Source organism: Pararhizobium sp. O133, from assembly GCF_051669845.1.
In the GTDB taxonomy this organism is placed as follows: domain Bacteria; phylum Pseudomonadota; class Alphaproteobacteria; order Rhizobiales; family Rhizobiaceae; genus Pararhizobium.
Map to the genome: position 1 here is coordinate 94,206 of NZ_CP196429.1, position 24,344 is coordinate 118,549.

Below are 24,344 nucleotides of genomic sequence, written 5' to 3' on the forward strand. Positions count from 1 at the left end.
ACATTTTGATGCACATCAAGGTTGGCTAGTAAAAAATCACGCCTGCTGCGTTCTTGAACGACATTCCACGTTCACGCCTCTGCCTATCAAGCGCCTGCGTCTACTCTTCATCGATGAGCGTTTTAGTAGTAGCCGGTATAGTCAGCACCAAGATCGAAAGCGCTGGCCAGTTCCTCGAGCACGACGAGAACGATGGAAAGCAGCATTTCGTACGCTCCGGGCTATCGAAGCCGTCGGTACTGCTCTTCCCACCATGAAAGAGGTTGTTACGGACGGTCTGGCAATAGCCGATAACCTGCCCAAGCTCACAAGTACTGGCGGGAAAACCCACAGCTCTAAACGCCAGCATTCCATCGTCGCCAATGATCTGCTTTTTCGGGTTAGCCGCGATCAACGCCACAGCGGCTTCGCTGCTTTTATAATCTCCTTCCCAGCGCTCTCGAAATTGTCTCCACCCAGCCTCCGCGGGCTGACCTGGCTCTGTTTTCTTTAGGTAACCGTTGGCCTTGAGCGCATATTCGAAACGCGCAAAAAAATAGAGAAAGTCAAAGGCGAGAGACACTAGGTCCTCCCCAACCTCGTCTCTTCGCATAATGCCCACCGTTCCTAGGAGATCCGTAATGCATGAAAGCCTGATACATTCAATGCGTCAGCATCGGGAGTAGCGACCTCCAAAACTATCAGGACAACGGCGGTCGCGCACCTGTCACCGAAGGAAAATTCCATCGATATAGATGTTGCGAGAAATCTTCTTCCGACCTGGATACATTCGCACGCCGCCGCGAGGATGAGCTCGAAGGAAGTCCGCAACATCGTCCAAGGTATTAAGGGGTAAGGGATCCACGTTTGATCCGAAATGATGACAGGCGTAGTAGCCGTCGGAGCCGCGTTCGACACGTCCGATGACCAGGCCGCCGACAATTCGCTCAACTCTCGTGACTGGCATCGTTACAGCTCCCCAAGGGCCGATCAACATAATCGCGAAATCGGTCTCCAGTTCCGAAGCAAGATGATAATCGAGATATTCTGTTACATCCGCGTTCGTAGAACATTTTACACCCCAGGCTGCGACTGAAATCAATATCTCACATTATCGCCGTGAAGGCGGCCGTCATTGATACATTTAGGCCATAATGAAACGCCGCAGCTTTCGGCGAAGAAGCGGTAGTGTCATTTGCTCATCAAATCGAATCTCGACAAGTTGGACGGCATTTTGTTCACAGAGACTTCTCTTTAAGGCGTCGCGTTCCATGTTACGTTTTAGCGCCACTTCTCCTCCAAATGCAGTAATGGCTCTGTAGTGCTGCTCACCATGGTGTTCCAGAGCAAGGCCGATGGCGGGCAGATACACGTCAAATCGTTGGCGCCCCAGCCATGGGGGCGACGCCTCCCTCAGGATAACTTGGTCGGGAAATAGCTTTTTCACCAGACTGTACATTTCTGCCTCCCTCATCCATCGGCGAACACCAAGAGTGTACTGGACTTCGGAACGCGCAGTGGACTTGTCCATTCCAGACATCAACATCAGCTGATCGATATACGGCGTGATAAATTCCCCAATATCATCACCGTAGAAGCTGGCAGCAGCCTCCGGTCCCGAGCGACGGGCGATACACAGGTGGCATATTTCGTCGATGTAGGTCGCATCCGACAACAATCGAACAACCTGATGGGTCCATGCGCCTGAATGAGATGCAATCCTTATAGCCTCTGACATCATCTTTTCATGAGCTAGGCGAGCGCATGAACAGAAACAACGCTTCCCGGTAACTAAATGATCGAATGCAACAAACTCAAAGCCCTCGATCCCAAACTCATAGCCTTGCGTACGCGGACCAGGTCGAGGGTTCGCGACCAGCGGCTGCTCAAGGCAAATCGCCTCCATCATTTTCTTGGTTTCAAGAAACGTGCTGGGCGGAATCGTCACGTGGTTCAAACGCAGGATGTGATTGGTTTGCGTTTTTAGCTGCTTCGACCAAAGTCGGTGTGTGATCAGCCCTGCAGGGCCACAATTTATGGGACTTAGGTGCAAACCCTGTGTGTCAATCTCAACGCCGTCAACCATGTTCTCTCTGGTTGTGGAAAAGGCCAGTTCGGCATACCAGGTGTCGTACCCGATGTCCGCAAGCCGCGCTAAGGATGCACAGCGCTCCTTGAAATACATCGAGTGAAGCTTCACCGAGGGGATCTTCCGGAGCGCCAAAGCTGTTTGCTGCCGAAGATTTTCGACGAGAATTTGTGTGAGCAGTTGTTCAACGGCATCCACCGGCCTCGTGCCCACGGTAGCGACCCTGGGTGCCAACGCTTCGGCAAATTCCTTCTCGGAAAAACCGATGGAAATGCGGCTACGCCTCACGCATCTGCCTCGCTTGCAAGGGCCCAATCGCAAATCCGGAGGACACCGACCAGCTAGATCTCATTCGAGACCTCGATGTCTTGGTTCAAGACGGCGCTTTCAACGAAGTTTCCGAGCGCACGAGCTGTTGAATCATAAATCGACTTCTCTCCGTCCGCGCTTGAAAGGGTGAGCACGAACGCAACTTCTTGCGCGCCCGCTTGGCTGTGATGCGTCCACCCAAATTGGTAGAGGTCACGCATGAACACGCGGGCGTAAAGCCGCAGGTATGGTCCGGAAAAGCCAAGTCCGCTCCCTTTTGAAAAGTCTCTGCAGTGCCGTCTGATAGGCTGCCATTTGCGAAGTTCATCGCGAGCGTCGTTTTCCGGAAGCGTCGACTCTTTCATTGAGCCAAGTAGCGACGGCCACCTATCCGCTCCCGACTGATACGCCAGAGATGTCTCCAAGCGGGAAGCGAAGTAGTTAGCGCCGCCAAACGGCGACACGAGAGGCCGCAAAACAGCGGTCAAGCTGGCGCGTCCGAACAATTTTCCGTCACGCACCAGCTCGGGAGGGATGGGAATATCGTTCCAGTAGTATGCGGTTCCTGGCTCGAGTTGTGCCCGCCACGCAAGCGTGACACTGCCGGGCGCGCAGGTCCAAGGGAGGTGCCCTTGATACGGGGTTCCCCAACCGAGGTTGGGATCGTGCTCACTTCGCTCGGCTGAATTGATGAGGAGAGCCTTAACCAGATCCGGCGTTGGTTCCCGTAAGCTATCGAAGGTGTGGGCTGCCAAAGACGATACCAACGGCGTTGCGTAACTGCTTCCCGTATCCACGACCCCACCCAGCATCCTGAGATTCGAAAACCACGACAGGTCCGGTTTCATCATCCCGTCAGGACCGGGACCTGGCAGGCATGCGGGGCAACTGTCACCCGGCGTACCGTCAGCAAGCGCCTGACGGCCCCCCACGACAATCGCCGCCTCGCAATCTGCTGGGGGATTAGGTCTTGAATTGTTATCTGGGGTGACATTTCCGACAGAGATGACGGGGAGGAAGCCCGCCGATCTCGCGAGAAGGCTGATTTCATGGCCGAGAACGCTGACCTCGGTGGGATCCAAACCGGCGCCGTCCTGATTGGCAGAGATGTTCCAGACGCGCGCTTCTGGATAAAGACGCGCAACCTCCGCCAGATAGTCGACCAACTCCCGCTCATCAAAGCGCCGATTGGCGTTCCGATGGGGGACGGCCTGAACAGTTCCGATACGGCAGTTTAGTTGAGGCAGCGAGCGATTTTTGTTCCAGGCGTGCCCATGGATAACGAGGGAGCTAACGCTATTTCCGTGAGGCTTGTCGGCTTGGGCGTTCGTGACGAAAGGTGTCGCCCTGAAAGCTTCAGCTGCGGTGTAGCTTCGCGCATGCAGACCGCCATCGACGACGGCAACGATTGGAGCATTCTCATCGATTACTGGTGCAGGAGGCTCCGCTCCTTCGCCAGGTGCTGCCACTCTGATCGGCCGCACAGGATCAATGCGATAAGAAGCGCCTGACGCAATGAGCTGTCTCAACCCTTCTTTATTCGGAATTCGAACTGCAGCGCGTCCGACGCCGGTGTTTCGATAATCTCGCATTGCCCTTGCAATGCTGGATTGTCGTGGTGTCGTGAGAGAACGCGGTTCTTCCGATTCCTCAGATGTTCCGAGCGTGAGCCGCACGCTGGTAAATGTCGGCATGACCAGCCTCTCATTGGCAAAGCGCTGGATACGCTCGAGGACTTCGGCCTTGGCATCTCGATCGCGGAACGGCGCAAGCCAAACAACGAACAAGCGTCCGTCATCATCTTCCGGTGCGGAATTCCAGAGCTCATTGAACGATCGACCGCGCAGACGACTTTTCGCATCAAATTGTCCGAGAGACGAAACACGGGATATGTCGGCTTGCACCGCATAGCCGATTGGATGTTCGATTGCGCGAAGGAGGCGAGGCAATTCTTTGACTTCAGCCTCGATCAAATAGCCGCCAGGAAGAGGAGCAACTAGCCTGCATCCATGACGCTGCGAGAACAAGTCATCGGGGGTGTGCGTTGGAGCAAGGGAATCCTCACTGAACATCCGAACGACTAGGTGCGTCAAACCCGAGTATGTGGGCAACTCTGTACGGTGTTCATAAATGTCGCGTGTTTCGCTCGCGAGCACGTCCTGCTGCCGGCCGAGCCGCTCCTTGACGATGCTGTCGATGCCTTTGCCACGCCCCGTCGGACTCCGCAGCGCCGGATCCATCTGAAGGCTCAGAACGGGATAGAGAAGAGGTTGGTCTCTAGGCTCCACCATACTACACCTCCCCTTCCTGTTGCTTCAGGTAAGCGTAAATGGCTTGCCGCGACACTCCGAGAATGCGGGCGGTATCCGCGCCCCCAATGGCGTACTTCTCCTTGAGGGCTATTGCAACCTGGCGTTTCTGCTCCGCATCCAATGGCTGCCGCTGTACAGGGACAGTACGGCCTGACCGCGGCTCCAGCAGAGCCACAACGACGGCTCCAAAATCAATATCACGCGACTCATGAACGGCATGACGCCGCGCCGACAGACTCATCGTTTCGATATCGGCCCCCGACAACCCTTCGGACACGACGGCGAATAGCTCGGCGCGCCTCTCCTCATCTTTGTCCTCGAAGAGAAAATGGCGCCAAAGGTCAGCGCGAACGCTTTCATCCGGAAGACCGAGTTCAATTTTATAAGGAAACCGCCTCCATATTGCAGGATCAAGAAGATGCGCATGATTGGTTGCAGCAACCACGATCGAGCTCGGGTCTAGCCCGTCCAACGCTTGAATGACGGTATTGACAACGCGTTTGAGCTCGCCCAACTCGTGACGATCGTCACGCAGCTTTGCGACTGCATCCATCTCATCGAGAAAAAGAACGGCGTTTCGCGCCGGCACGAAATCAAACACCGAGCGGATATTTTTGGCGGTGTCCCCGAGCAAAGAGGAGATGACCGAGTCGAGCCGGACGACATATAGCGGACGAGACAGTTGCGCAGCGATATGGCCGGCAAGGAGAGACTTGCCTGTTCCTGGCGGGCCAGAGAGCAGAAGCCCAAGACGTGAGGCCAATCCTTTGGCGCTCAAGTCATCAATGCGCCGAGCATCCGCGATGAAATCGCTGAACACATGCCACCCGCCTTCGTTGAGAAAAATAGGCGTATCGGGCCAGGTCTGCTCCTCGACAAGCGGCAAGCGGGATTTCGAGTCCACGGGCAGCGATTCCACGTAGCCAGACGCCTTCAAAGGCACCCCCCTCTTGCGCACCAGGGCCTTCAGCTCCTTGGCAATGGAAGTCTCACCATTCTTGTCGAGATCTCGCGCAAGCGCATTCGCAGCTCTGCGTACGCGCGTGTAGTCAGCGGAAAGTGCCGCGTCGGCCAACTCCAGCACATTTTTCATCTCAATGGTCATGATCACTCCATGCGTAAAAATTCGTCATCCATTCGTAAACCACAATAGCCATATTGACAATTAAATTTTCCTTAATGTAAACTCTTACGGCACTCAAGAAAAAAGATTCTGATGCAATGACAAGGAAGAATCAGCATGTGGTTCCCCATAACGGCGAATGGGCCGTGCGGGGCGCTGGAAATCAGCGAGTGACCTCCACCCATGGAACGCAGGCCGACGCGGCTGCCGCTGCTCGCAAAATTGCGATCAACCAGCAGAGCGAAGTCGTCATCCACCGTCCCAACGGACAAATCCGGGACAAGGATTCCTACGGTCGCGACCCGTTCCCGCCGCGTGGCTAAAACCTGAGGCCGCCTGGAGTGAGGCGGCCTCTTCATCAAAGGAGAGAAGAAATGCAGTTTGAAGGCGCATTAGTTCGCGAGCAGGGCGTCACCTTCGCCATAGTCATCGTCAAGCCGCACGTTTTGAACAGCGGCCATCAGGCCGACGACGTTGCATATAGCTTCCAGCCAGCATTCCCGGGCGTGCCGATTGTTCTCATGGCACAAAACAGCAGGGGCGTACCGACATATCGTGGCCGACGTGATCTTGTTAATTTTCTGTCGCGGGTGCCAATGCAGGCGATACCCTGGAAGCGCTACACCCTGAACTGATCGGGAAGACTAGATAGATGCTAAAGACAGATACCCGCCAAGCGAATTGGCGGCGTGCTAATCCTGCAAAATATGAGGCTCACCTCTTGGTGCAGCGTGCCGTGAAGGCGGGCGAGCTGAGAAAGAACACGTGTGAGGTCTGTGGTGATGAAGACGTCGATGCTCATCACGATCAATACGACGAGCCATTGAACGTCCGATGGCTATGCCGTCGCCATCACACCAGGCTTCACCACTACGGCGGGGACCTGTTTCCCATTCGGACTTCGCCTTAGAAGGTCTCTCGGACGGACCATTGGAAGACAGCACGGTTGTCCAAGACGAAATTCTGCAGTTTGCTCCCGTCACAGCGCCTTCGTCCGGGTCGCAAATGCAGAAGTACGCTGCCCTCATTCATTCAATGAACATTGCCTCCCCTTCAGTTGGATCGAAGGCGACATCATCTTGAACGGCACGTCTGCTCAGCAAGCCGGCGTCCTCGAGCGCTTCGATATTGGGAAGGTCACGCAACGTCTCCATACCAAAGACCGAAAGAAAGTGTGAGGTCGTTATGTAAGTATAGGGCGCGCCTGGCGTCGGACTGCGTGGCCCGGAGCCGATAAAACCCGCCCCGCGCAGATTACCAACGACGTCACGGCTGACCTCCTTCCCAAAGATCTTTGACAGCTCGCCGCGGGTAATCGGCTGTAAATATCCCACCGCCATCAGCACCATCGCCTCGAACTCGGAGAGTGCCGCCGCCCCTCCCCTTGTCGGGGCCGAAGACGCGCGAATCGTCTCGGCAAACCGCGGCCGGGTGCGATGCTGCCAGCCGCCGGCGACCGACACCAGCTCGTAAGGCCGATCCCGCAACTCCTCGACGAGATCGTCGATCAACAGATCAATGCTACAATCCTTTCCCACCACACGCGCCAGCGTCTCGCGGCTGACCGGCTCAGCCGAGGCAAAGATCACCGCCTCAATCCGCAGCATCCATTCCCGCCAACGAAGTTCTTGCGGTAAGTCCTCGAGCTCGCGATCATACAGGACATCTTGCTGTCGGTCTTTTGCCCGACGCAGTGTGGTTTTTGTCGCGCTCGCTCCCCTCATCATCATAATCCAAAGATGCGGAAGGAGGAGCGGCCGGACAGCTCGCGCACCGCTTCAAAACTCTCGAGCCGATCGAACAGCCGGTTCGCTGCCCAGCGCGACAGCTCGCTTCCTGGGACCGACGCCAGAATAGCGTCGTCGGACAGCAAACGCCGGATCACCGGCTCGGCGCCCCTGGTACGGAGCTTTGGTGCCACAGCCAGCAACCGCGCTGCCCTTCGATCGATCTCCACGGCAGATCGCAGCGCCGCCGCCACACCATCCATCAAAGCCAGGCAGATCGCCCTCGGATAAGCCGCTTCGCCAGACCGGACGCGACCACGGCCGCCGATGGTGCGGAACGCCTCGCCAAACCGCTCGGGGATTAGCAGCGGTACGGGTTTCGGCCAGTTCAGCATTAGCGCCAGAACGATCTCGGCGAGCCCAAGCGACAGCACCTCGGTGTCCGGGCGAATGGTCGTAATCGCCGATACAAGCTCGGCAACTGCGAGGGGTGCCGCGCGCCCGGACTGGATCGCCGTATCGACAAAATCCGGGACGGAGACAAGAGCATCCTCCCAGCCAATCCCCAGCAGCGCGCAGAGCTCCTTAACGAATGGCGTGGCAATCGTCCCGGATTGGCGCGTCAGCATTCGTATGGCAAGAAACAGCTTTCCGGCCGGCCCGGGATCGTTGCCGGGCGCGGTGAGCAAAATCGCGTCGCGAATGGCGGTTTCCTCTTCATTGCGGCCAAGCATTCTGGCGGCGACGGCAGCTGATTTGAGAGCAAGGCGATCGCGCCAGCAGCCGAGCCACGGCGGATCGGCGCGGATCAGATCATCGAGCGATTTCAGGGCGATACCGGCGGCGAAGGCGGCGTCGGATTCAGTGATGTCGCGACCACGCGGCAGTGCCCATCCCGGCATGCGGGGCGACCAGGCGGGGGCGGTTGGAGCGGAGGGGTCGAACGAATCCATGCGACGGAGTGTAGATTAGGTGAGCGGTTTAGTCCAGCATTATCCGCCTAAACCGCACCGCTTGTCGCGGATATATAACGTCCGATAATCTTGCATTATCGGACGTTTTGCTCTTTATATAAAGAATGGCCCATATCATCGAGCAAAACGACGAAAATCACGCCACAGAGACCTCCTCTCCGTCTGAGAGCACGACCGCTCGCGACGCTATTGCCGCGCCGCAGATGGCGGTCGGCATCTCGACGGCCAGCGCTGGCCTCCCCTCCCCTCTTCCGGAGGCGCGGACCTTGCCGGCGCACCTCGAGCAGCTCGCCGAACGCGCCCGTACCTATGTCGAGGCGGCGAGCGCCGCCAACACCCGCAAGGCCTACGCCTCCGACTGGAAGCACTTTTCCGCTTGGTGCCGCCGCCAGGGTCTCGCGCCCCTACCGCCCGATCCGCACACCGTCGGCCTGTACATTACGGCGCTCGCGTCCGGCACTGCTGCGGCCGATCGCAAGCCCAGCTCCGTCACGACGATCGAGCGCCGCCTTTCGGCGCTGACCTGGAGCTACGCCCAGCGCGGCACGCCGCTCGACCGCAAGGACCGTCATATCGCCACCGTAATGGCTGGCATTTGCAACACGCACGCCGCCCCGCCGCGGCAGAAGGAAGCCCTCCTGCCCGAAGACCTGATCGGCATGCTGGAAACGCTCGACAGGGGAACCCTGCGCGGCCTGCGCGATCGCGCCATGCTGCTGATCGGCTTTGCCGGCGGTCTGCGCCGTTCCGAGATCGTTGGGCTCGATATCGGCCGCGACCAGAGCGAGGACGCGCGCGGCTGGATCGAGATCCTCGAGAAGGGCCTGCTCGTCACCCTGCGCGGCAAGACCGGATGGCGGGAGGTGGAAGTCGGCCGCGGCTCGTCCGATGCGACCTGTCCGGTTCTCGCTATCGAAACCTGGATCAAGTTCGCCCGGATTGCCAAGGGTCCGCTGTTCCGCCGCGTCCGCGGCCAGGGCAAGGATGTCGGACCGGACCGGCTGAACGATCGCGAGGTCGCCCGTCTCGTCAAAAAGGCGGCACTGGCCGCCGGCGTCAGGGGCGACCTCAACGAGGCCGAACGCGCGGCAAAATTCTCCGGTCACTCGCTGCGCGCCGGTCTGGCCTCCTCCGCGGAGGTCGACGAGCGCTATGTCCAGAAGCAGCTCGGCCATGCCAGTGCGGAAATGACGCGGAAATACCAGCGCCGGCGTGACCGCTTTCGCGTCAATCTCACCAAAGCCACAGGGCTTTGAGGCCCCTCCCCTGCTCACTATGAACTCGTTGGGGCAAATTGCGTGTCGGATTTTTAGCTTTCCGCTTCAATTGAAATTGTTAGCTAAAAGCCACACAGCGCATGGGCGACAATACGCTCCGGGCGCTGACCTCCGATCTCGCCTATTTCGAAGCCTGGGGTCTGGCGGCCTCCGGAAAATCTCTACCCTGGCCGGCGCCCGAAGCGCTGCTCCTGAAATTCGTCACCCATCACCTGTGGGATCCGGAGAAACGTACTGCCGATTCAGATCACGGCATCCCGGCAGACGTGGCCGAAAACCTCCGGCACCAGGGATTCCTCAAGTCCGCCGGCCCACATGCGCCGGCGACCGTGCTCCGTCGGCTGGCGAACTGGTCGACACTGACCAGATGGCGCGGGCTTACCGACGCCTTCGGCTCCCCTGCCCTCGAATCCGCCGTTCGTCTGGATGTGCGCGCCGTCCTGCGGCAACGCCGCCGCAAAAGCGCAAAGGCGGTCACCGGCGACGTGCTGGCCAAGCTGTTGGTGACGTGCGCGACCGAAAGCCCGCGTGATCTCCGCGACCGGGCGATCCTGATGGTCGCCTTTGCCTCCGGCGGCCGCCGGCGCAGCGAGATCGCAGGCCTTCGCCTGGAACAACTGACCGTGGAAGCTCCGATCGAGACCGAAGGCGGCACTCCCCTCCCCTCTCTCGCCATTCATCTTGGCCGTACCAAAACGACGTCAGGCGAGGAGGACGAGTCGTCTATCTCACCGGCCGGCCTGTCGAGGCGTTGAATGCCTGGCTGGCGGCGGGGGAAGATCGACAAGGGCAGCGTGTTTCGGGGGGGGGGGCGGGCGCTGGGGGACAATTTCGCGGCGGGCGCTCGATCCGCAGTCGGTCAACGCCGTTATCAAGCAGAGGGTGGAGATGGCCGGGTTGGAGAGCGGGGAGTTTTCGGCCCATGGGTTGCGGTCAGGTATCTGGCCGAGGCGGCGAACCGAGGCATTCCCCTACCCGAGGCGATGGAGCAGTCACGTCATCGCTCGATTCAACAGGCATCCAGCAATGCCACCAGACGGTGTGGACGCGCGGCGCGCTTGTTATGAGTCTGTCAGGACCTTGGTTCGCGCAAATTCAGTTGGGGATGGAAGTCTATCTCAAACGGCACTACTCAGGAGAAGCAGCCTAACTTAGCTCGGGCTTGTGAGCACTTCTGTAATTTAGATGATGACCGTTTTCATTGTTACGCCGGGGCCGTTGTAAGATCGCGGGCTTGGCGCCTTCAGCCGGATCTCGCAAACGTTTCAGGTTACCTCTGACGGCTGGCTTGCCAGAAGAAGACGACGACGGATTGAGGCTAGTATTCCGTCAAAGGTGAAGCACGACATCCGATAACCACCAAAGGCAACATTGTTAGCACGCCAGCGAAGTCGATCAAGATCATCTGGCACGAGATCCGCATCACGCCCTACAATCAGAAGCAGGTGAATTGTCGGGCTATTCGTACCGAAAATCCGTCTGAATGCGGAAGAGTTTTTTTCTTCCGACAGCCGCCACGCCCAATCAACCAACTGCGACGAGCCGTGCTCAAATCGGTTGGACCAGTGTTTCATTGATTTTCCGGCTTCGAGCTTTGTAAAGATGCTGTATTCTCGCGCGTCCTCGACCTCGATCAATGTGAATGCATTCGCCTCAGTATCGCCAGAAGCCGCGTCGCACACGAAATCGCCAAACAAGTCGAGTTCGCTTGCCCAGCAGTTGGGTAGTTCGACAGCATTGTTTCCGTAGCCAATAGCAGCGCAGAGATGCGGGCGCTCTTTAAAAAATGGCGCTATCTGATCCCGTTCCTTGAGATGGCTCTCGGATTTAAGGAGCTCGTCAAGTTCGTCCAGGTTTTGTCGTAAGATCGAAGTATCAAGATTTAAGGAAACAAAGGATTTCATACAGAGTGGGCCTGTGCCAACCTCTCAACTCTCCGCAATCCATCGAGCTGGCTACGCCTAACGACGTCCTCAATTTTTAGATTTTCGCCCTCGAAGCGAACGAGGACTCGCAACTCGGCTCCCACCCTAAGGGAAAAGAGATCTTTCGTCCCGAGCAATAGCTTTGTTTGCTCCAGAGCTGAGGATCGTCCGCCGCGCGACAGACGTTCAACAGCGTTGACCACCTTTGCTTTCTCTTCCGATGCGAGTTGGTCGAGGTATGACCGCGCTGTAAATGTCCACACTATCTGCATCGAAGCTGATCGCCTTTCGTTCCAACTATATAGTAGTACGATCCCCCCCACCTTTCAACGTGTTCCGACCTTGGCTGCAGTGAATGGCCTATCGACAGCAGCAGGACATTCGATAGAATGTTCGGGCCGTCCACCGGGGACCTCATCGAGCGTTACAACGGCTAAGTCGTGTCCAGGGCTCGCCACGTCGTCATTGCTTACGAGCACAGTGGCCAAGACCAAGTCAAGGCGATCGTGTCGACAGAGCGGTCGCAGCGTAGGAAAGATGGCCGGGGAGGCGCCCGAATGGACGACAACATAATGGGAGTCTTGTGTCGTTTTGCATTTAATCGCAAGACTCCGCATGCGATAATTTCAACAAGATAGCGTGGCACTTAAATTGAGATTGAGCAGTTAATTTTGAGATTCAGGCTTCGATTGGCACTTAAGGTGAGATTCGTCGCCATGGAAAAGATGAATGCCGTCGGCCAATCGTCCTCAGAAAATGCTAAACCGTCACAAACGGTTATTGCCAAATCGGAAGGTGCCAGACGCCGAAAATCGCACCGAAAATCTCAAATTAAATGCCACCACCTGCCGGAACGGCCGCGTTCTTACGATTAAATGCCAAACGACACCATCAACCACCGAATTTACGAGATTCCCGCCTTAGACGCCTGCTACTGCGGGTTCAGCGGTCGCCGACCGATGCGCATACTCGTTCGTGCTAGTAATCAAACTTAGCGACTTTGACCAAATCGCCGAAGCATGAACTTCAGCCTTTCGTTCTCCTTCCGGAGCTTCACGACCATGAGGCTTCTCAGATGGCGGTTTTCAGCCTCGAGAGCGGCGAGCTCTTCATCCAAGCCGCACAGCAGCGGGGGATCGCGGCGAAGATTGAGAATTGGTGCACTTGCGGGGCTCGCTGACGGCGTCTTCTTACTCCGTGCTTTCGCTCCAGACTTCGGAGTCCATCCTGAACCCGGGCTACGCTGCTGATGCACCGAGCGCGTGGGGTCGGACGCATCGTCTTCCACAGCTTCAGACTCGATGGAAAACTCTTTCGACGACGACGTTGCGGCAGGACTATCCGGAGGGACTTCGCCGTCAATCGGAACATCCGAGTAGTCTACCACCTCGAACTTCACCGCGACAACGTCCTCCTGAACTGATGCTGCTTGAGGCAGATCAAGCTTTGGCATCACATCGTCAGCCTCTACCGCGCGGGCAACAGCCTGCAAATCCAGATCGCCCCAGATTGAGGTTCGGCGAAGTGTCTGGCGCCTGTTCGTCTTATATTCGACGATGAAATTGGATCGTGGTGTTCGCATGTTCCTAAGAAATGGAATGAGTGAGGGCGCAGAATGATCAGGATGCACGGGAATTTTTGAAACCGGCCAATCCCGAGGATTGCACGTCAAGGTGATCGAGGGATGGACACCGAAAGACCGCTAACTCATACCATGTCTCTTGCGCAGATCAGCGTTTTCGGCGCGCAGCTTCTCTGAGAGCAGCTTTCTGAGGCGCCGATTTTCTTCCTCGAGCTGGATGAATTCGGCGAGTTCGTCATCCACCGAAAGAGATGCTGCGGAAACGGGTGGCGCCGGTTGAGCCAAAGCCTTCTTCCACTGATAATGAGTCTGATCCGAAATACCAGCGCTTTTCACGGCATCTTCAAGGTTGCGCCGCCAGCGACCGTAGCTTCAATCTGACCAATCTTTTCCAGCTTTTCCTCCCCGGTAAGGCCGCGGACCTTCTGCTTCGCCAGTTTCGACGCATTCGCACGAATTTTTTCAGCCTTCGTGTTATTTCCTTTTTGAAGTCTTTTTCGGAGCAGCGGGCTCAGCTTCTGCCGCTACGGCGCCATCCTGGGTCTGGATTTCTTGGTCAGCAATTATTCATCCTCTGTACATCGCTGCTTTGTTTGCCAGCGCGATCCAAGAGTCAATTGTTCTTGCCACCTGTACGGACTAATTCCATGAATCAGATGGCACGACCCGTGATAATACAATCGATCTGAACACATAGTCGTCGGGCTTCTCCAATCTAGAAACCAGTTCTCATGTGTTCGAATCCTGTAGTGCCCGGGTTCGGTGGTTTTGCTAGCCAACACGACGCTGCTGGACATGAGAACGCATCAAAGCCATCAATATTGGTCTAAGCGAGAACTCGCCACTCCGTCAGCCATCTTCCGAGTGATCGAAGGATCGACTTGAAGAGGTTCTATTTCATTCGCTGCGAGGTCCGATCGGGATATCGACGCAGCGGAGCGTCTTTCTCTCTAGGTACTAGCCGCCACAGCACAAGTTGAGCGCGTACCGATCTCCGTGCGAACGAAACCAGGCATCAAAGCTGCGCAAGCAAAAGGCCCACCGCCTGGCAACACCGGTCTCCGGGAAAAACGCCATAAGGTACTGGCTGGGATGGCTGCATGCAGAAGGCTGCTTTCGGCGATCGCATCCAAGCTTCGCCAACATATGACTCCCCACTGTGCAACGCATCCAAATATGTGGTCGCGGAGCGTCCGCATGGATATAAGGTCTCGCATTCGCTCACGCACCTGAACGGGCCGCCATTCTGAATGGATCTGCGAAGTAAAATCGCACCTTAGAATGCTATTATTGCAACCAAGTAGCAAAAACAACAATTTAGCTTGTGGTCAGCTGACAACAAAACAAAGCGGCGGTTCAAAGGGCACTAATGTTTTTCAAGGGATATAATTTGGAACCGCGATTAAGCCCGCCTTTGTTCGCCGCCATTGGCCCGCAGCAACGCCATCAACATTGGTCCGAGAGAAAACTCGCCGCGTTTCGCCCTCGACGTCAAATCGCGAAGATATCCACCGGCCGATGTGATGTGCCCCGCCCGCTCCAGGATTGCAGCCATCATTGCGGCCGCGTTTTCAGCCCCTATTACTTCGCAGGCGTCCTGGTAGGCCGACGGGCTTACCCCCAGCATTGATCGCACGACCACGGCGGCCATCATAAGGTCCCGCCAGCTGCCGATTGCTCCGCCCGGACCATACATGGAAATCTCCGGGCATGCCCGAAGGACCATACCAAGCGGGAATGATTTTATCGATTCGGCTCTTAGTTCAACGTTTTTACTCTGCTTCGCGCCCTGCTCGTTTTCAGAGCAAGGTTCAAGTTCATTGCTGGATTCGGTATTTGAATTCTGTATGTGCTGACGGAATCCGTCATCATTGGCGTCGGATTTTCCAAGATTGACGTGCCGTTCCAATAGATTGACTACTTCTTCCTTCAGCATCTCGACTTCGTCGAGAATTCCGATTAATTCGTCCGCCCCTTTTGCCCGCCGCAGCCGTGCCATGGCTTCAACATAAAGCTCCTCGACCTTGGCCCAATCCCCGGGAACGTGATCTTCCATTGCCGCAGAGATCAATTTCCGGACATCCCGTCGGGCAATTGTGATGCGCTCTTTGACGATTTTGAGCTTGCGATTACCCTCTGCGACCTGCTGGGCCATAACCGCAAGTTCTTCTGATCGGGCCAGAAGCGGCGCAAGACTGAAGCCAAAGGCTGTCTCGATGGACCCATCTGAGCTCTTGCGCGCATAGCGTTTCCCGTTCGGGCTATCATTCCGTTGGATGAGACCTGCATCGACCAAGAGGGCCAAGTTCTCGCGTAGCGTCGTGCCGGCGATACCGTTTGCCCGTGCCGCGAGTTGGGCATTGGACGGAAACACGATAAGATTCGCTTCCTCCTTGAGTTCAGCCTCAGGGTAGAATGATAGAAGCGCGTTGAGCACTGCAAGTGCCCGATCGCGCAAACCCAACAATGATCGCGCGTCACAAGCATCGCGATAGATCTTCCACTTGTCGGCCGATTTACCCTGCCTGATGTCGGCGGATTTGAACTGTGCCGCCACTAAGGCAAGCGTCATCGGCCGCCGCCCAAACGGCGTCGTCACATTTCCACTCTGCATGTCTTTCACCCTTCAATAGGCAAAAGAAATCTGCTCACCAAAAACGGTGCCAAAGACTCTTGACTGCGATTCATGGAAATGCGATTCTCAGGCTGCTTAGACCATTGAGAGAGGCTTCCACGACGGCGACGTTTGGGGGCCTTTCTTTTGCTGTTCCTATCCTTATTTATCCTTCAGATGACGGATTTTCCTTTCTGAAGTTCGCGTAGAGCGCAGGAAGCTGCTCCATAACAAACTTTGCAAAAGTCTCGTCTCTATCTCGGTTCATTTCGATTTTGCACTGCTTGCCGCCGATGGCGAGCGTCGCGATTTGAAGCCCGTCAGCAGATTTTGCGACCAAGCGGGTGGGGGCTACAGACGGCGCCGTCACATCATCTATCTTGGACGCTCTTAGGACGACCAGGAAACGATTGTCAGAATCCCTATGTGAGAAGGATTTGTCCTGGGTGGCTTTGCGGGCCTTCTTCTCTGCGCCCGGGACTTTCAAAAGTTCTGCGAGCTCCTGCCACCTCGGTCGACCGATCTTCGGCGCACGGCCAATGGAATCAATCAACCACTGCGGAACTGCCCGAGCAACTGTTACCAGCTTTTGAGCTTCGTGTCGGTCAACAGACAAAGCCATTTGTATTAGCGACCGTTGAAAACCACCCTCGTCCAGTTTGAGTGCAAACGCCGCCCGTTCGATGAAAGTCAGGTCTTCACGAGCGGAATTCTCAATGCCCTGCGCGACGACAAGACGATCGTCATCCAGTTCGCGGACATAGGCTTTGACTTTCAAGCCGAGTTCGGCAGTCGCACGTAGTCTGCGGTGGCCGTAGGCAACCTGATATCGTCCGATCTCAGCTGGATGCGGTCGAACAAGGATCGGAATTTCTTGTCCATGATCTTTGATCGAAGTCTTAAGGACCTCCAAGACAGCCATGTCTTGGTCCTCAAACCGGTCCGCGAAGGGCGAGGGGTCGACCAATTCTGGGTCTATTTCGACTGGAACAGCTCCGTCAGCAACTTGCTGCTTGAGCTCTTCGTAATGTCTTTCCACCTCTGAGAACGTGTCTTTCAACGACCGGACCGCACCCGAGGCAACTCGCTGCACAGGCTGCTGTGCGTCATTAGAAGCGGTCTGATCGTTGCCCCCGGCAAACATTGAGCGAATGGATTGTGTACGTTTGCTCATCGTTCCGACCCTATCCAAACAACAGTTCTAGTAAGACCGTGTAGTCAGCTGACAACACACTAAGGTTTTGATTTATCAGCGATTGAGCCGCCATCATCGACCCCAGACCTTGTTTATCTGGTCGATAATTTCCAGATTCACGGCATTGATGGATTCCATTGCTCGATCATACGTCGTCCGTCCTACCGCGCCGCGCGAGAGTTCATAGAGCGACTGCTTGGTAAGACCGGCATTGGCGATTGCCGTCGACTTCCATGCGGATGCCGCCATGACGTCGATTCCGAAGACGTCACGAAGCAGCGCCACGATTTCCTGCTCGGGGACGTCGCGCGGATCATGCCTCGTAATAAGAAACCGTAGAAAGTCGTAGTCGAGCCGTCCGCCGGCTTCTTCAATTACCGACACGAGATCGGACGTCATCAAGAGGAACTGGCTCATGGATGCGACATCGACCATTTGGGGATGGACAGTCACAATCATGCCACTCGCTGCGTTAAGGGCGCCCATGGTCAAAAAGCCCAGTTGTGGGGGGCAATCGACGACAACGACGTCGAAGTCCTGTTCGACCTGATTGATTGCGCCTGCGACACGTCTGAAAAATAGATCCTCCGGACGCCCTCGATTCTGCAGCATGAATCGAGGGGTCTGATGTTCAAACTCCATCAGTTCGAGATTACCCGGGACAATGCTTATCCCGGTAAAGTAGGTGCGCCGGATAACGTCCTTCATCGTCACCCTCTGGTCGTCGTAGCGGATCGCACCATAAAGGGTCGTGTTTTCGGCAACGTCGAACTCTGGCTGATAACCGAACATTGCGGAGAGGGAAGCCTGAGGATCAAGATCAACCGCCAAGACACGGTAGCCCTGCAACGCAAGTCCTTGTGCGAGATAAACAGCAGTTGTTGTCTTCGCGGAGCCGCCTTTGAAATTTGCGACCGTGATCACCTGAAGTTTTTCGCCACTGCGCCGACGTGGCCAAAATCTACTTGCTTCCTTAGGTCGAGCTCCGGCAAGATACTCACGGAGTTGATTGATTTGCTCCAAAGTGTAAGAGCGGCGACCGGCGCTTCCCAAATCTGGCGAAGGGCCGAGTCCATCGAGCGAAAGCTGGCGAAGATAGCCGTCTGACACGCCGACAATTTCGGCGACCTCGCCGGAAGTGAAAGATCGAAGCGACTTTTGTGCGGTAGGGGGAAACGCGCGCTCACCAACCGCCCTGAGTCTCGCAGACAACGCTTCCGCGCGCTGGGTGATGTGTGCGGAAGTTGATGCTCGATTAATGTGCCGGTCGATCACGTTCACTTGGGCCTCAGGTTTCAGACGGTTTATTAGCGTCAGACGCGTTATTGCCGTCTCAAGATAACGCATGATTCTGGCAATGCCGCAAGGGAAATAGCGTTAACAGAAGGTTAACGACCGCAGATCCACCTAACACACAAAATCCGGATTTATTATCTAATACAACCTGTTAGCATACCAGACCGTCAGCTATGTTCATGATTTGTCTTACTGTGAATCCTACAATCGTAACCCAAAGGAGACGACACGGAATCCGCATTGTCGTCCAGCTAAAGCAGACTCACCACCGCGACTCAGCTGGATCTTACCTTGTAGAATCCTACAACTACTCACCGTGTCCAAACCGTGCTGAGTTCTCCGCCGAACAACGACGACGGAGAAATTCATGCAGGTTCTCGCGATCTCAACACCGAAAAATATTCAGGAAGCTGAGCTTATCCACCGCCATCACGAGCTACGCGCGCGGGTCTTCGCCGACCGGCTAGGCTGGGATGTCGAAGTTATCGACGGCGTGGAATTGGATGCTTTCGACACTCTGATACCGACTTACATCCTCGCAATTTCCGACAGTCGCCAGGTAGCAGGATGCGCGCGGCTGCTTCCGGCGCCTGGCCCCACAATGGTGGCCGACGTCTTTCACTCACTCCTTCCGAATGGCCGGTTGAACGCCCATTCCGCGATGATCGAGAGCTCCCGTTTTTGCGTCGATACGGCGCTCGGCGAGGGCAGGGGAGACGGATCCGTCCATGAGGCGACGCTGACCATGTTCGCCGGCATCATCGAATGGTGCATGTCGAACGGTTTCACCGAAATCGTCACCGTCACTGACCTGCGTTTCGAGCGGATCCTCGCGCGCGTCGGGTGGCCCCTTCAGCGCTTGGGCGAGCCCAGGAAGTTCGGGGTGACGATGGCGGTCGCGGGAATCCTACTCGCCGACGCCAGTACATTTCAAAAGCTCCGTCCCGCCAACTATCGCTCTGAATTCACCTCCCTCAGCAAGGCAGCGTAGGAGAAATCCGTGAACCAGCTTCGCTCTCACCCTCGGCTTGTGCGTAAACTTCAGGAAGCACTCGGTGACCAGCTCTGCGTGGCGCTGGACGATGCAACAGTCGTCGAGATCATGCTCAATCCGGATGGAAAGCTGTTTATCGAACGCCTCGGACATGGCGTTGCGCCCGCCGGCGAAATGTCCCCGGCCGCGGCCGAAATGGTGATCGGTACTGTCGCGCATGCACTGCAGTCGGAGGTCGATACCGAACAGCCGATCATCTCCGGAGAGCTGCCGATCGGCGGTCACCGCTTCGAGGGACTGTTGCCTCCCGTGGTCGCCAGGCCTGCTTTCACGATCCGGCGCAGGGCATCGCGCCTCATCCCGCTCGAAGATTACGTCCGGACCGGAGTGATGACCGAATACCAGGCCGCGACGATCCGCAGCGCGATTTCCGCGAGGCTCAACATCATCATTTCCGGGGGAACGGGCTCGGGCAAGACGACGCTTGCGAATGCTGTGATCGACGAGATCGTGAAAAGCGCGCCAGAAGATCGGCTCGTCATTCTGGAAGACACCGCCGAAATTCAATGCACTGCCGAGAACGCAGTTCTGCTCCATACCAGCGATACGATCGACATGGCACGGCTTCTAAAGAGCACGATGCGCCTGCGTCCTGATCGGATAGTTGTGGGCGAGGTCCGCGACGGCGCTGCCCTGACCCTGCTCAAGGCTTGGAACACCGGTCATCCGGGCGGCGTGGCGACCATCCACTCGAACACCGCCATGTCGGCGCTGCGCCGTCTTGAACAGCTGACGGCCGAGGCAAGCCAGCAGCCGATGCAAGAGGTGATCGGGGAAGCCGTCGATCTCGTGATCTCCATTGAGCGGACGCCGCGCGGACGGCGCGTTCGCGACGTCATCCAGGTCGAGCGGTTCGTCAACGGTCAATACGAGGTCGAATCCGATCAGCTCACAGAAGAACAGGAAGCGCGCCATGTCGCATAGGAAATCATTCATCGCCGTCGCGCTCTTGGCGGCGCCCATCGTTCTCGCCTCGGTCGCGCCGACCCTTGCCAGCTCCGGCGGCAGTCTCCCGTGGGAAGGGCCGCTGCAGCAGATCCAGGAGTCGATCACCGGCCCGGTCGCGGGTGCGATCGCGCTTGCAGCAGTCGCCATCGCCGGCGGCATGCTCATCTTCGGCGGCGAACTGAATGATTTCGCGCGGCGACTTGTATACGTCGTTCTCGTCGCCGGCATCCTCCTCGGCGCCACCAACATCGTCGGCCTGTTTGGCGCAACCGGCGCCTCGATAGGACTGACGAGCGAACAGCTCACCACGATTGGATCGGCCGGAGGCGGGGAGGGAACTCATGGCTAATTCCCCATCCGGCCTGCAGCGCAACCGCATCCACCGTGCACTGTCGCGTCCAAACCTGCTGATGGGCGCCGACAGGGAGCTTGTGTTGCTGACCGGTCTCGCCGCCGTCATCCTGATCTTCGTGGTGCTGACGGTTTATTCGGCGCTCTTCGGAATCGCCGTCTGGGTCGTGATCGTCGGGCTCCTCAGAATGATGGCGAAGTCCGACCCGTTCATGCGGCAAGTCTATATCAGGCACATTTCCTACAAGCCCACCTACAAGGCGACGACATCGCCTTGGCGCCGGTATTGAGGAGGCGGCCATGGTAGCTCTCAAACGCTTCCGGGCGACCGGCCCTTCCTTTGCTGATCTCGTTCCCTATGCCGGCCTGGTCGACAATGGTGTCCTCCTCTTGAAGGACGGAAGCCTGATGGCCGGCTGGTATTTCGCGGGACCAGATTCCGAAAGTGCGACTGACCTCGAACGCAACGACCTGTCGAGGCAGATCAACGCCGTTCTGTCGCGGCTTGGAAGCGGCTGGATGATCCAGGTCGACGCCATTCGCATTCCGACGGTCGACTATCCCACAGAAGACCGTTGCCATTTCCCCGATCCGGTAACCCGCGCAATCGACGGGGAGCGCCGGGCGCATTTCGCGCGCGAGCAGGGGCATTTCGAGAGCAAGCATGCGCTGATCCTGACTTACCGGCCGCTCGAGTCCAAGAAAACAGCTCTCAGCAAGTACATCTATTCGGACGAGGAGAGCCGGAAGAAATCCTACGCGGACACGGTGCTCTTCGTGTTCAAGAACGCGGTGCGAGAGCTTGAGCAGTATTTTGCCAACACACTTTCGATCCGGCGAATGGAAACCCGAGAAACGGTCGGAAGGGGAGGGGAGCGAATTGCCCGATATGACGAACTGCTTCAGTTCGCCCGCTTCTGCATTACCGGCGAGAACCATCCAATCAGGCTTCCCGATGTTCCGATGTATCTCGACTGGATCGCCACGGCGGAGCTTGAACACGGACTGACGCCGAAGGTCGAAAATCGCTTTCTCGGCGTCGTCGCGATCGACGGTCTGCCGGCTGAAAGCTGGCCGGGCATTCTGAATAGTCTTGACCTGATGCCGCTCACCTATCGGTGGTCATCACGTTTCATCTTCCTTGATGCCGAGGAGGCCCGACAGAAGCTCGAACGCACACGCAGGAAATGGCAGCAGAAGGTCCGGCCGTTCTTCGACCAGATATTTCAGACACAAAGTCGATCCGTCGACCAAGACGCGATGACCATGGTCGCCGAGACCGAGGACGCCATCGCGCAGGCCTCATCGCAGCTGGTTGCCTATGGATATTACACACCGGTCGTCGTGCTATTCGACAACGATCGCGAAGCCCTGCAGGAGAAGGCCGAAGCGATCCGGCGGCTGATCCAGGCGGAAGGGTTTGGGGCGCGGATCGAAACGCTGAACGCCACCGATGCCTATCTCGGCAGCCTGCCGGGCAACTGGTACTGCAACATCCGTGAGCCACTGATCAACACCAGCAATCTCGCCGACTTGATTCCGCTGAATTCGGTCTGGGCCGGAAACCCGATCGCGCCATGCCCCTTTTACCCACCGAATTCCCCTCCCTTGATGCAGGTTGCGACCGGCTCGACAGCGTTCCGTCTGAACCTGCATGTCGATGATGTCGGCCACACGTTGATCTTCGGTCCGACAGGTTCTGGTAAGTCGACGCTGCTTGCTCTGATCGCCGCACAGTTTCGCCGGTACGAAAATGCGCAGATCTTCGCCTTTGACAAAGGCAGTTCACTTCTTCCCCTGACGCTCGCTGCCGGTGGTGATCACTATGAGATCGGCGGCGACAATGCGGAAGAGGGGAGGGCCTTGGCCTTCTGCCCGCTTTCTGATCTCGAAAGTGATGCCAACCGGGCCTGGGCGACCGAGTGGATCGAGATGCTGGTCGGTCTGCAGGGCGTCACAATCACCCCCGATCATCGTAACGCCATTTCTCGGCAGGTCGGACTGATGGCGAGCGCATCCGGTCGCTCACTCTCGGATTTCGTCAGCGGCGTGCAGCTGCGCGAGATCAAGGATGCGCTGCATCACTACACCGTTGACGGGCCGATGGGCCAGCTCCTCGATGCGGAGGAGGACGGCCTGACACTCGGGGCCTTCCAGACCTTCGAAATCGAGCAGCTGATGAACATGGGCGAGCGCAATCTCGTGCCGGTGCTGACCTACTTGTTCCGGCGGATTGAGAAGCGTCTGGATGGATCGCCGAGCCTGATCGTGCTCGATGAGGCGTGGCTGATGCTTGGCCACCCAGTTTTCCGCAGCAAGATCAGGGAATGGCTCAAGGTCTTGCGCAAGGCGAACTGCGCCGTTGTCCTTGCGACCCAATCGATCTCGGATGCCGAACGGTCCGGGATTATCGATGTGCTGAAGGAGTCTTGCCCAACCAAGATTTGCCTTCCGAATGGCGCCGCCAGAGAGCCAGGAACACGTGAATTTTACGAGCGTATCGGTTTCAACGAGCGCCAGATTGAGATCGTCTCGAACGCAGTCCCCAAACGCGAATACTACGTCGCCACGCCGGAAGGCCGGCGGCTCTTCGACATGTCGCTGGGGCCGGTTGCGCTGAGCTTTGTCGGCGCGTCGGGCAAGGACGACCTCAAGCGCATCCGCGCACTGAAATCCGGACATGGCCGCGAGTGGCCAATCCGCTGGCTTGAAACGAGAGGAGTTCACGATGCCGCATCGCTACTCAAGTTCGAATAGATGGTTAGCCTGCCTGGCGGCCGCGGCCCTGACGATCGGAGCCGTACCTTCAGCACGGGCGGGGACCGCCACCGGTGCTGCGACGGAGTGGACGCAGCTCGCCAACAATGCGCAATTGGTGGACCTTCTCAAGAGCTCGGGCCTCCAGGTCGACAATCAGCTGACGCAGATCAGCCAGCTTGCGGAGCAGATCCAGAACCAGCTTAAGATCTACCAAAACATGCTGCAAAACACCGCGCAGCTGCCTGACCATGTCTGGGGGCAGGTCGAAAGCGATCTCAATCAGCTCCGCAGTATTGTCGACCAGGGTCAGAGTATCTCATTCTCCATGGGCAACGCCGACGACGTTCTTCAGCAGCGCTTTCAGAGCTACGCCGACCTCAAAACCAACCTGCCGGATAACGCGACGTTCTCCTCGACTTATCAGTCCTGGTCGACGACCAACCGCGACACGATCGCCAGCTCGCTGAAGGCTGCGAGCCTAACGGCCGACCAGTTCGATAGCGAGGAAGATACGATGTCCTCGCTGCGGTCGATGTCCGAAACGGCGGACGGGCAGATGAAAGCGTTGCAGGTCGGCCACGAGATCGCCGCTCAGCAGGTTGCCCAGATGCAGAAGCTTCGCGGTCTCGTCTCGCAACAGATGACGATGATGGGAACCTGGCTACAGACGGAGCAGACCGACAAGGACCTGGCGCAGGCCCGGCGGGAAAAGTTCTTCAACGCTGAGGTCAAGAGCATTCCGGAAGGTCAGAGAATGGAGCCACGCTGGTGAGCCGATCCGTCCTAATTGCTTTGGTGCTTGCTGTCGCCGCTGCATCCGCCGCGGCCA

Annotated in this window: 23 protein-coding genes and 1 pseudogene; 11 read left to right on the forward strand and 13 right to left on the reverse strand. The window is 57.2% G+C overall.

Going from position 1 to position 24,344, the window contains the following annotated elements:
* Positions 1–100: 100 nt before the first annotated feature.
* The 5 genes from ACST81_RS26660 to ACST81_RS26680 all read right to left on the reverse strand — a co-directional run bounded on the left by ACST81_RS26660 (position 101) and on the right by ACST81_RS26680 (position 5,794).
* Positions 101–562, reverse strand: a complete 462-nt coding sequence (locus ACST81_RS26660) for a hypothetical protein (RefSeq protein WP_142843417.1) — start codon at positions 560–562, stop codon at positions 101–103.
* A gap of 144 nt (positions 563–706) precedes the next feature.
* Positions 707–1,081, reverse strand: a complete 375-nt coding sequence (locus ACST81_RS26665) for a hypothetical protein (protein WP_142843416.1) — start codon at positions 1,079–1,081, stop codon at positions 707–709.
* A gap of 42 nt (positions 1,082–1,123) precedes the next feature.
* Positions 1,124–2,356, reverse strand: coding sequence for a hypothetical protein (locus ACST81_RS26670; RefSeq protein ID WP_077768115.1), 1,233 nt, complete (start codon positions 2,354–2,356; stop codon positions 1,124–1,126).
* Between the two features lie 53 nt (positions 2,357–2,409).
* On the reverse strand, positions 2,410–4,617 hold the full coding sequence (locus ACST81_RS26675; protein WP_271363758.1) for a S8 family peptidase: 2,208 nt from the start codon (positions 4,615–4,617) through the stop codon (positions 2,410–2,412).
* A 52-nt stretch (positions 4,618–4,669) separates the two neighbouring features.
* Entirely contained in the window at positions 4,670–5,794 is a 1,125-nt protein-coding gene (locus ACST81_RS26680) for an AAA family ATPase (protein ID WP_010900329.1), read from the reverse strand.
* Between the two features lie 116 nt (positions 5,795–5,910).
* On the opposite strand from ACST81_RS26680, the gene ACST81_RS26685 reads away from it, so the two are divergent.
* The 3 genes from ACST81_RS26685 to ACST81_RS26695 are packed head-to-tail and all read left to right on the forward strand — an operon-like array spanning position 5,911 to position 6,722.
* The gene (locus ACST81_RS26685; protein ID WP_077768116.1) at positions 5,911–6,135 is read left to right on the forward strand and encodes a DUF2188 domain-containing protein; all 225 of its coding nucleotides are present in this window, start codon (positions 5,911–5,913) and stop codon (positions 6,133–6,135) included.
* A 51-nt stretch (positions 6,136–6,186) separates the two neighbouring features.
* The gene (locus ACST81_RS26690; RefSeq protein WP_162854303.1) at positions 6,187–6,447 is read left to right on the forward strand and encodes a hypothetical protein; all 261 of its coding nucleotides are present in this window, start codon (positions 6,187–6,189) and stop codon (positions 6,445–6,447) included.
* 17 nt (positions 6,448–6,464) lie between these two features.
* Complete coding sequence (locus tag ACST81_RS26695; RefSeq protein WP_077768118.1) at positions 6,465–6,722, forward strand: hypothetical protein; 258 nt, start codon at positions 6,465–6,467, stop codon at positions 6,720–6,722.
* 118 nt (positions 6,723–6,840) lie between these two features.
* On the opposite strand, the gene scpB is transcribed toward ACST81_RS26695, so the two are convergent.
* Positions 6,841–7,536 (reverse strand): SMC-Scp complex subunit ScpB, encoded by a 696-nt coding sequence (scpB, locus tag ACST81_RS26700; RefSeq protein WP_077768119.1) that lies wholly within the window; start codon positions 7,534–7,536, stop codon positions 6,841–6,843.
* A 2-nt stretch (positions 7,537–7,538) separates the two neighbouring features.
* Complete coding sequence (locus ACST81_RS26705) at positions 7,539–8,492, reverse strand: DUF1403 family protein (RefSeq protein ID WP_012476016.1); 954 nt, start codon at positions 8,490–8,492, stop codon at positions 7,539–7,541.
* A gap of 125 nt (positions 8,493–8,617) precedes the next feature.
* Between ACST81_RS26705 and ACST81_RS26710 the strand changes: the two genes are divergently transcribed.
* Positions 8,618–9,769, forward strand: coding sequence for a site-specific integrase (locus tag ACST81_RS26710; protein ID WP_012476015.1), 1,152 nt, complete (start codon positions 8,618–8,620; stop codon positions 9,767–9,769).
* 101 nt (positions 9,770–9,870) lie between these two features.
* Positions 9,871–10,857, forward strand: a pseudogene (locus tag ACST81_RS26715) (tyrosine-type recombinase/integrase).
* 198 nt (positions 10,858–11,055) lie between these two features.
* On the opposite strand, the gene ACST81_RS26720 reads toward ACST81_RS26715, so the two are convergent.
* The 6 genes from ACST81_RS26720 to repA form a co-directional block, all read right to left on the reverse strand.
* Positions 11,056–11,694 (reverse strand): Shedu anti-phage system protein SduA domain-containing protein, encoded by a 639-nt coding sequence (locus ACST81_RS26720; RefSeq protein ID WP_077768120.1) that lies wholly within the window; start codon positions 11,692–11,694, stop codon positions 11,056–11,058.
* A 1,012-nt stretch (positions 11,695–12,706) separates the two neighbouring features.
* Positions 12,707–13,297, reverse strand: coding sequence for a hypothetical protein (locus tag ACST81_RS26725; RefSeq protein WP_012476012.1), 591 nt, complete (start codon positions 13,295–13,297; stop codon positions 12,707–12,709).
* Between the two features lie 120 nt (positions 13,298–13,417).
* Positions 13,418–13,633 (reverse strand): hypothetical protein, encoded by a 216-nt coding sequence (locus ACST81_RS26730; protein ID WP_116979320.1) that lies wholly within the window; start codon positions 13,631–13,633, stop codon positions 13,418–13,420.
* Between the two features lie 1,066 nt (positions 13,634–14,699).
* Positions 14,700–15,911, reverse strand: a complete 1,212-nt coding sequence (repC, locus tag ACST81_RS26735) for a plasmid replication protein RepC (protein WP_012476011.1) — start codon at positions 15,909–15,911, stop codon at positions 14,700–14,702.
* 166 nt (positions 15,912–16,077) lie between these two features.
* Positions 16,078–17,085 carry a plasmid partitioning protein RepB gene (repB, locus tag ACST81_RS26740; protein ID WP_012476010.1) on the reverse strand — a complete coding sequence of 336 codons (1,008 nt, stop codon included), beginning with the start codon at positions 17,083–17,085 and terminating at the stop codon, positions 16,078–16,080.
* Between the two features lie 93 nt (positions 17,086–17,178).
* The gene (repA, locus tag ACST81_RS26745) at positions 17,179–18,387 is read right to left on the reverse strand and encodes a plasmid partitioning protein RepA (protein WP_234888145.1); all 1,209 of its coding nucleotides are present in this window, start codon (positions 18,385–18,387) and stop codon (positions 17,179–17,181) included.
* Positions 18,388–18,769: 382 nt separating this feature from the next.
* On the opposite strand from repA, the gene ACST81_RS26750 reads away from it, so the two are divergent.
* Genes ACST81_RS26750 through trbJ form a run of 6 tightly spaced genes read left to right on the forward strand, consistent with a single transcriptional unit; the run spans position 18,770 to position 24,287 of the window.
* Entirely contained in the window at positions 18,770–19,393 is a 624-nt protein-coding gene (locus ACST81_RS26750; RefSeq protein WP_012476008.1) for an acyl-homoserine-lactone synthase, read from the forward strand.
* 9 nt (positions 19,394–19,402) lie between these two features.
* Positions 19,403–20,380: a P-type conjugative transfer ATPase TrbB gene (gene trbB, locus ACST81_RS26755; protein WP_077768123.1), complete on the forward strand. Its 978-nt coding sequence runs from the start codon at positions 19,403–19,405 to the stop codon at positions 20,378–20,380.
* Positions 20,370–20,753 (forward strand): TrbC/VirB2 family protein, encoded by a 384-nt coding sequence (locus ACST81_RS26760; protein ID WP_012476006.1) that lies wholly within the window; start codon positions 20,370–20,372, stop codon positions 20,751–20,753. Before trbB ends, ACST81_RS26760 begins: the two co-directional genes overlap by 11 nt.
* The gene (locus ACST81_RS26765) at positions 20,746–21,045 is read left to right on the forward strand and encodes a conjugal transfer protein TrbD (protein ID WP_012476005.1); all 300 of its coding nucleotides are present in this window, start codon (positions 20,746–20,748) and stop codon (positions 21,043–21,045) included. The genes ACST81_RS26760 and ACST81_RS26765 overlap by 8 nt, the downstream gene beginning before the upstream one ends.
* Positions 21,046–21,055: 10 nt before the next feature.
* Positions 21,056–23,512, forward strand: coding sequence for a conjugal transfer protein TrbE (locus ACST81_RS26770; protein WP_012476004.1), 2,457 nt, complete (start codon positions 21,056–21,058; stop codon positions 23,510–23,512).
* Positions 23,484–24,287 carry a P-type conjugative transfer protein TrbJ gene (gene trbJ / locus ACST81_RS26775; RefSeq protein ID WP_077768124.1) on the forward strand — a complete coding sequence of 268 codons (804 nt, stop codon included), beginning with the start codon at positions 23,484–23,486 and terminating at the stop codon, positions 24,285–24,287. The genes ACST81_RS26770 and trbJ overlap by 29 nt, the downstream gene beginning before the upstream one ends.
* Positions 24,288–24,344 lie beyond the last annotated feature (57 nt).

What these genes read in the sequence shown, in the direction of transcription:
- ACST81_RS26675 (WP_271363758.1), bottom strand. Translation starts at nt 4,617, where the DNA reads ATGGATCCGGCGCTGCGGAGTCCGACGGGGCGTGGCAAAGGCATCGAC.
- ACST81_RS26680 (WP_010900329.1), bottom strand. Translation starts at nt 5,794, where the DNA reads ATGACCATTGAGATGAAAAATGTGCTGGAGTTGGCCGACGCGGCACTT.
- ACST81_RS26685 (WP_077768116.1), top strand. Translation starts at nt 5,911, where the DNA reads ATGACAAGGAAGAATCAGCATGTGGTTCCCCATAACGGCGAATGGGCC.
- ACST81_RS26690 (WP_162854303.1), top strand. Translation starts at nt 6,187, where the DNA reads ATGCAGTTTGAAGGCGCATTAGTTCGCGAGCAGGGCGTCACCTTCGCC.
- ACST81_RS26695 (WP_077768118.1), top strand. Translation starts at nt 6,465, where the DNA reads ATGCTAAAGACAGATACCCGCCAAGCGAATTGGCGGCGTGCTAATCCT.
- scpB (WP_077768119.1), bottom strand. Translation starts at nt 7,536, where the DNA reads ATGAGGGGAGCGAGCGCGACAAAAACCACACTGCGTCGGGCAAAAGAC.
- ACST81_RS26705 (WP_012476016.1), bottom strand. Translation starts at nt 8,492, where the DNA reads ATGGATTCGTTCGACCCCTCCGCTCCAACCGCCCCCGCCTGGTCGCCC.
- ACST81_RS26710 (WP_012476015.1), top strand. Translation starts at nt 8,618, where the DNA reads ATGGCCCATATCATCGAGCAAAACGACGAAAATCACGCCACAGAGACC.
- ACST81_RS26720 (WP_077768120.1), bottom strand. Translation starts at nt 11,694, where the DNA reads ATGAAATCCTTTGTTTCCTTAAATCTTGATACTTCGATCTTACGACAA.
- ACST81_RS26725 (WP_012476012.1), bottom strand. Translation starts at nt 13,297, where the DNA reads ATGCGAACACCACGATCCAATTTCATCGTCGAATATAAGACGAACAGG.
- repC (WP_012476011.1), bottom strand. Translation starts at nt 15,911, where the DNA reads ATGCAGAGTGGAAATGTGACGACGCCGTTTGGGCGGCGGCCGATGACG.
- repB (WP_012476010.1), bottom strand. Translation starts at nt 17,085, where the DNA reads ATGAGCAAACGTACACAATCCATTCGCTCAATGTTTGCCGGGGGCAAC.
- ACST81_RS26750 (WP_012476008.1), top strand. Translation starts at nt 18,770, where the DNA reads ATGCAGGTTCTCGCGATCTCAACACCGAAAAATATTCAGGAAGCTGAG.
- ACST81_RS26760 (WP_012476006.1), top strand. Translation starts at nt 20,370, where the DNA reads ATGTCGCATAGGAAATCATTCATCGCCGTCGCGCTCTTGGCGGCGCCC.
- ACST81_RS26765 (WP_012476005.1), top strand. Translation starts at nt 20,746, where the DNA reads ATGGCTAATTCCCCATCCGGCCTGCAGCGCAACCGCATCCACCGTGCA.
- ACST81_RS26770 (WP_012476004.1), top strand. Translation starts at nt 21,056, where the DNA reads ATGGTAGCTCTCAAACGCTTCCGGGCGACCGGCCCTTCCTTTGCTGAT.
- trbJ (WP_077768124.1), top strand. Translation starts at nt 23,484, where the DNA reads ATGCCGCATCGCTACTCAAGTTCGAATAGATGGTTAGCCTGCCTGGCG.